Genomic DNA, 6,454 nt, shown 5'->3' on the forward strand with positions numbered 1-6,454 from the left:
TTGTACGCCGCCGCCCGCCATCGAGCAGAGTTTTACACCTAATTGGGGATAAAACAGCTCATGGCTGGCGGCGGTGTTGCCCTCATCGGCACCACCCTTGTACCTCTGCTCTCCGGACTGTTCGGTTAATCACAAAACAAGGAGGTAATCGCCTTTGGACAGCATACTCCAACAGATCACAGACTGGCTGAAAGAAATGCTCGTTTCAGCTATTATGGGAAATCTGTCGGGGATGTTTGAGTCCGTCAACAACCAGGTTGGCGAGATAGCAACCTCCGTTGGCATGACCCCGGCGAATTTTTCGCCGGGTGTCTTTGCCATGGTACGAAACATCTCCGAGTCAGTGATTATCCCAATCGCAGGCTTGATTCTGACCTTCATTGCCTGTTATGAGCTAATTCAGATGATTATTGACCACAACAATCTGGCAAATTTTGAAACCTGGATCTTCTTCAAATGGGTGTTCAAGACTTTTGTTGCGGTCATGTTAATCACAAACACATTCAATATCACGATGGCTGTGTTTGATGTGACACAGCACGTTATAAACGCAAGCGCCGGTATCATATCCGGAAATACTGCCATAGATGCTTCGGCATTGGAAACAATGGAAGAAACGCTGATGGCAATGGATTTGGGTCCTTTGCTCGGCTTGTTCCTGCAATCCTTTATCGTGCAGGTCACGATGTCCGCTTTGGCAATCATCATCTTTGTGATCGTCTACGGTCGAATGATTGAAATTTATCTGATGGTCAGCCTTGCCCCGATTCCGCTTTCCACTTTTGGAAACAGAGAACAGAGCAATATCGGACAGAATTATCTGCGTTCGCTGTTTGCAATCGGATTCCAGGGATTCCTGATTATGATCTGCGTGGGCATTTATGCGGTGCTGATTCAGTCTATCGCATTCAGTGATGACATCATCGGTTCTATCTGGGGTGTTATGGGCTACACCGTCCTTTTGTGCTTCACCCTGTTTAAGACTGGTTCGCTTGCGAAGGGTGTATTCAGCGCTCACTAAGGGAAGGAGGAAATTGTTTGGCAGCGTATATTCCCGTACCTCGTGACCTGACGAGGGTAAAAACAAAAGTGTTCTTCAATCTGACGAAACGGCAGTTACTTTGCTTTGGTGCGGCGGCGCTCATCGGAGTGCCGATTTTCTTTCTGGTCAAAGCAACCGGAAATGTGAGCCTTGCAGCACTGTCCATGATGATCGTCATGTTACCGTTGTTCTTTCTGGCAATGTATGAAAAGGATAGTCAGCCGTTGGAAGTGGTTGTAGAACACTTCATTCAGACCAAATTCGTTCGTCCCAAGGTTCGCCCTTATCAGACGGACAACTATTATGACGCTTTGATGCGTCAGTACAAACTGGAAAAGGAGGTTGAACGAATTGTTTTTCAAAAAGAAGCCACAGGCAAGAAACATCAAAATGCCTGCAAATCTGAATCGGAAGCAGCAGCGAGAAATTAAAGCTGTTGTGGAACGGGCAAAGAAGGACAACGGTATTCCGCAGACTGCACAGCAGTCCATTCCCTTTCAGAGAATGTTCCCGGATGGCATCTGCCGTGTCACTGATAGTTATTACACCAAGACCATTCAGTTTCAGGACATCAACTATCAGCTGGCACAGCAGGAAGATAAGACTGCCATCTTCGATGAGTGGTGCAGTTTCCTGAATTTCTTTGACAGCTCCATTCACTTTGAGCTTTCCTTTATGAACCTGAGTACCGATGCTGAAAGCTTTGAAAAGAGTATCCGTATCCCGTTCAAGAAGGACAGCTTCAATCCCGTCCGTGCCGAGTATAGCCAGATGCTGAAAAAGCAGTTGGCGCAGGGCAACAACGGCTTGACCAAAACCAAGTACCTGACATTCGGCATTGAAGCCGAATCCATGCGGCAGGCAAAGCCGAGACTCAACCATATCGAAAACGATCTGCTCAATAACTTTCGGCGTTTGGGTGTCATTGCCACTACCATGAACGGCAAAGAGCGGCTGCATCTGATGCACTCTATGTTCCACATGGGTGATAATGATAAGTTCTTCTTCGATTGGAAGTATCTTGTGGAATCCGGGCTGTCCGTAAAGGACTTCATTGCTCCGACGGCGTTTGCCTTTAAGACCAACCGCACCTTCCAGATGGGCAGTATCTTCGGTTCGATGTCTTATCTGGCAATTACGGCATCAGACCTGTCTGATCGTATGCTGGCGGATTTTCTGGATATGGAATCCACGCAGATCGTGACCATGCACATCCAGTCGGTTGACCAGACTGCGGCGATTAAGACCATCAAGAGAATCATCACCGAGCTTGACCGTTCCAAAATCGAGGAACAGAAAAAGGCTGTGCGTTCTGGCTATGACATGGACATTATCCCATCTGACCTTGCTACCTATGGTAAAGATGCGAAGTCACTTCTGAAAGAATTGCAGAGCCAGAATGAGCGAATGTTCATGGTGACATTTCTGGTGCTGAACACCGGGCGCACCGAGCAGGAACTGGAGAACAATGTGTTCCAGGCACAGAGCATCGCCCAGAAGCATAACTGCAATCTGCGTCGTTTGGATTTTCAGCAGGAATCCGGACTGATGAGCAGCCTGCCTTTGGCACAAAACCTGATTGAGATTCGTCGTGGCCTGACTACCAGTTCCACGGCTATTTTTGTGCCTTTCACCACGCAGGAGCTGTTCCAGAATGGTGGAGAAACGCTCTATTACGGGCTGAATGCTCTGTCGAACAACCTTATCATGGTGGACAGAAAGAAGCTCAAGAACCCCAACGGACTGATTCTGGGTACTCCCGGTTCCGGTAAATCCTTTTCCGCAAAGCGTGAAATCACCAATGCGTTCCTGGTTACGGATGACGATATTATCATCTGCGACCCCGAAGCGGAATATGCGGCTCTGGTTCACAAGTTCAATGGTCAGGTGGTAAAAATCAGCTCCTCCAGTACCAACTATATCAACCCTATGGACATCAACCTGAACTACTCTGAGGATGACAACCCGGTAGCACTGAAAGCTGATTTTATCCTGTCCCTCTGTGAGTTGATTATGGGCAGTAAGGATGGCTTGCAGCCTATCGAAAAGACGGTTATCGACCGTTGTGTGCATCAGATTTACCAGAGATATTTCGACAATCCTGCCCCTGAGAATATGCCGATCCTTGAGGATTTGTATGATGCCCTTCTGAAACAGGACGAAAAGGAAGCCCACCATGTAGCGACCGCCTTGGAAATCTATGTTAAGGGTTCTCTGAAACTGTTTAACAACAGAACCAATGTGGATATTCAGAATCGTCTGGTGTGCTTCGACATTAAGGAGCTGGGCAATCAGCTGAAAAAAATCGGTATGCTGATCGTTCAGGATCAGGTCTGGGGGCGTGTAACTGCCAACCGTTCTGCCGGTAAATCGACCAGATATTATATTGACGAGTTCCATCTGCTTCTGAAGGAAGAACAGACGGCAACCTATTCCGTAGAAATCTGGAAGCGATTCCGTAAATGGGGCGGCTTGCCGACCGGTATTACTCAGAATGTCAAAGACCTGCTTCGTTCCCCGGAGATTGCCAACATCCTCGAAAACTCTGATTTCATCTATATGCTGAATCAGGCAAGCGATGACCGAAGTATTCTGGCACAGCGGTTGAACATTTCGCCGCATCAGCTGTCCTATGTAACCAACTCCGGTGAGGGCGAAGGACTTCTGTTCTATGGCAATGTGATTCTGCCGTTCATTGACCGATTCCCGACAGATCTGGAACTGTATCGCATTATGACCACGAAGTTAAACGAGGTGGCACAGGAAAAGGAGGCGTAATGTATGGCGAAAAGACCTACACGACTCCGTTTTACCGAAGATGACCTTGCAGATTCTCATGTGAAGAAAGCTGCCGACCGTGCAGATAAGGCGGTTGATAGGGCTGAAAAAGCGGCAGACAAATTGGCTTCTAAAAAGGCAAAGCCGAAGCTAAAGCTGGAAACAGATGCAGCCGGTTCCCGTAAAGCAAAGCTCCGTTTTGAAAAAGCGGAGTTTACGGAAATCGAGCGCCCATCTGTGGCAAAGCACATGGCAAGCCGTGGTGCCGCAGTCACGCTCACATCCAAAGCACATCGGGCGGTGTCAGAATATGAGGATGATAATATCGGCGTTCAGGCTGTGCAGGAAACGACCAAGGCTGTTGAATCCACTGTCTATACCGTCGATCATGCCGTTTACAGTCACAAGCTGAAAGCCTACGACAAGGCGGAAAAGCTGGTTGAGAAGTCAGATAAAGCAAATGTAAATGCCCTGTATGAGAAGTTCAAAAAGGACAACCCCGATGCCGGTTCCAATCCCTTTTCCCGTTGGCAACAGAAAAGGGCAATCAAGAAAGAATATGCTGCCGCCAAAGCCGGTAAGAATACCGCTTCGACAACGGCTTCTGCATCTAAGGGTGCAGGCAAGGCAACGGGCAAAGCAGCTCAGGGAGCCAAGAACATCACAGAAAGAGTAACGGAGTTCTGCACCACACACTCTAAAACGATTCTGTTTGTTTTGATTGCCGGACTGCTTTTTATGATACTCTCAGGGATGTTCTCGTCTTGTTCGGCTATGTTCCAAGGCGGCACACAGATCATTCTGGGAACTTCTTTTACTGCAAAAGAGGAAGATATTATTGGTGCGGACAATGATTACAAGGCTTTGGAAGCTGCGCTCCGCAATAAAATCAATAATATCGAGCGTACTCATAGCGGATATGACGAGTACCGGTATGACCTTGATGAAATCAACCACAATCCTTATGAGCTGGCGGCGTATTTGACGGTGAAGTTTGAGGATTACACCAGAGATGAGGTGCAGGCTACCCTGCAATGGCTATTTGAGCAACAATATGAGCTGACCCTGACGGAAGTAGTAGAGATTCGTACACGAACAACATCTTCTACTGATCCCGAAACGGGAGAGACAACAACAGAGGAAGAAGATTACGAATATTATATTCTGAATGTGAAGCTCAGAAATAAGGGCTTGAACAGTGTGATTTCAAATTCCGGCTTGTCGGAAGATGATATGGAGCGATATAGAATTTTGCTTCAGACAAGGGGCAACAGACCGGATATTTTCGGAAATGACATTTACGCCACCCCTGGCGGCGAGTACACCGATTATGATATTCCGGGCGAAGCGCTGACAGACACAAGATTTGCCAATATGATTCGGGAAGCTGAAAAATATCTGGGATACCCGTATGTGTGGGGCGGCAGCAGCCCGTCTACCTCCTTTGACTGCTCCGGATTTGTTTCCTATGTAATCAATCACTGCGGAAACGGTTGGAGTGTTGGTCGTTTGACCGCAAACGGTTTGATGGGCGTATGCGACATTATCCCGAAAAGCTCTGCCAAACCGGGAGATTTGATTTTCTTCCAAGGCACTTATGATACCTCCGGTGCATCACACGTTGGTATCTATGTTGGCAATGGTATGATGATCCACTGCGGAAACCCCATTTCCTACGCTTCTATCGAATCGAATTACTGGCAACAGCATTTTTACTGCTTCGGCAGAATCAGAAACTAAAGGAGGGATGGCGATTGAGTGCCAAGTTAGACAGAATAGGTGCAGACCTTGAAAAAGCCCGTAAGAAACGGGCAGAATGGGATGCTAAGGTGAAAGACCTGGAACGCAGATACCGTGAGGAGGAAAATTCCGAAATCCATGAGATGGTTCATGCTGCGAACCTGAATCCCGAACAGCTTTCCGAGCTGCTCCGTATGTTTGCTGCGGATATGGCTCCGAAGCCTGATACGATCAATACTATGAATGAGGAGGAAACGCAGAATGAGATTTAAGAAAATTGGAGCCGCATTGCTGGCGTGTGCAATGTGTTTTGGCGTGTTTTCTACAACGGCATTTGCCTATGTAGATGAAAGCGTAGCGACTGAAGAACCTGCGGTCGAAGAAAAAGTTCCCGAAACAGAGCCGGAGGAGCCGATGCTACCGCTTACTCCCGACGGCAATCTGACTTTGGTTGATGACGCTGGCTCGCCTACGAAAAGCGGAAAGCAGTTCATTACCGCTGTAACCAAAAACGGAAACTACTTCTATATCATCATTGACCGTGATGATAAGGGCGAGGAAACCGTGCATTTTCTGAATCAGGTGGATGAAGCCGACCTGCTCAAGCTGATGGACGAGGAAGAAGTTGCAGAGTTCACCAAGCCGGTTGAGGAAACAAAGCCGGAAGTAGTTGAAACAGTTCCTGAAATTACAGAACCGACACCGGAGGAAAAGCCGAAATCCACAAATATGCTCCCGGCGATTCTTACTCTGATTGTGCTTGCCTGTGGTGGTGGATTCTTCGTATTTAAGAAAGTCCAGGAAAAGAAGAAGGCACAGGAAGCGGCAAAGCCTGACCCAGATGCTGATTATGTGGACGATGACGAGGACTATGGGTACGATCCGGAGTTTGAG

At 47.8% G+C, this 6,454-nt stretch carries 6 protein-coding genes and 1 pseudogene; all 7 read left to right on the forward strand.

The genetic code is table 11. From position 1 onward, the window contains the following. Positions 1-45: 45 nt before the first annotated feature. Positions 46-129, forward strand: a pseudogene (locus tag WMO25_RS13105) (Maff2 family mobile element protein); the annotation flags it as partial. A 25-nt stretch (positions 130-154) separates the two neighbouring features. After that, positions 155-1,021 (forward strand): VirB6/TrbL-like conjugal transfer protein, CD1112 family, encoded by an 867-nt coding sequence (locus WMO25_RS13110; protein ID WP_002304374.1) that lies wholly within the window; start codon positions 155-157, stop codon positions 1,019-1,021. 17 nt (positions 1,022-1,038) lie between these two features. Beyond that, entirely contained in the window at positions 1,039-1,473 is a 435-nt protein-coding gene (locus tag WMO25_RS13115; RefSeq protein WP_002304375.1) for a PrgI family protein, read from the forward strand. Beyond that, positions 1,433-3,820: a VirB4-like conjugal transfer ATPase, CD1110 family gene (locus WMO25_RS13120; protein WP_002588967.1), complete on the forward strand. Its 2,388-nt coding sequence runs from the start codon at positions 1,433-1,435 to the stop codon at positions 3,818-3,820. The genes WMO25_RS13115 and WMO25_RS13120 overlap by 41 nt, the downstream gene beginning before the upstream one ends. A 3-nt stretch (positions 3,821-3,823) precedes the next feature. After that, positions 3,824-5,560, forward strand: a complete 1,737-nt coding sequence (locus tag WMO25_RS13125) for a C40 family peptidase (RefSeq protein WP_002304377.1) — start codon at positions 3,824-3,826, stop codon at positions 5,558-5,560. A gap of 14 nt (positions 5,561-5,574) precedes the next feature. Beyond that, positions 5,575-5,832, forward strand: coding sequence for a DUF4315 family protein (locus tag WMO25_RS13130; protein WP_002304378.1), 258 nt, complete (start codon positions 5,575-5,577; stop codon positions 5,830-5,832). Beyond that, positions 5,822-6,454, forward strand: a 633-nt coding sequence (locus WMO25_RS13135; protein WP_349085659.1) for a DUF4366 domain-containing protein, incomplete at its 3' end; no start/stop codon positions are given. The genes WMO25_RS13130 and WMO25_RS13135, both read left to right, overlap by 11 nt.

The organism is Coprococcus intestinihominis, from assembly GCF_040096555.1.
GTDB lineage: Bacteria > Bacillota > Clostridia > Lachnospirales > Lachnospiraceae > Coprococcus_A > Coprococcus_A intestinihominis.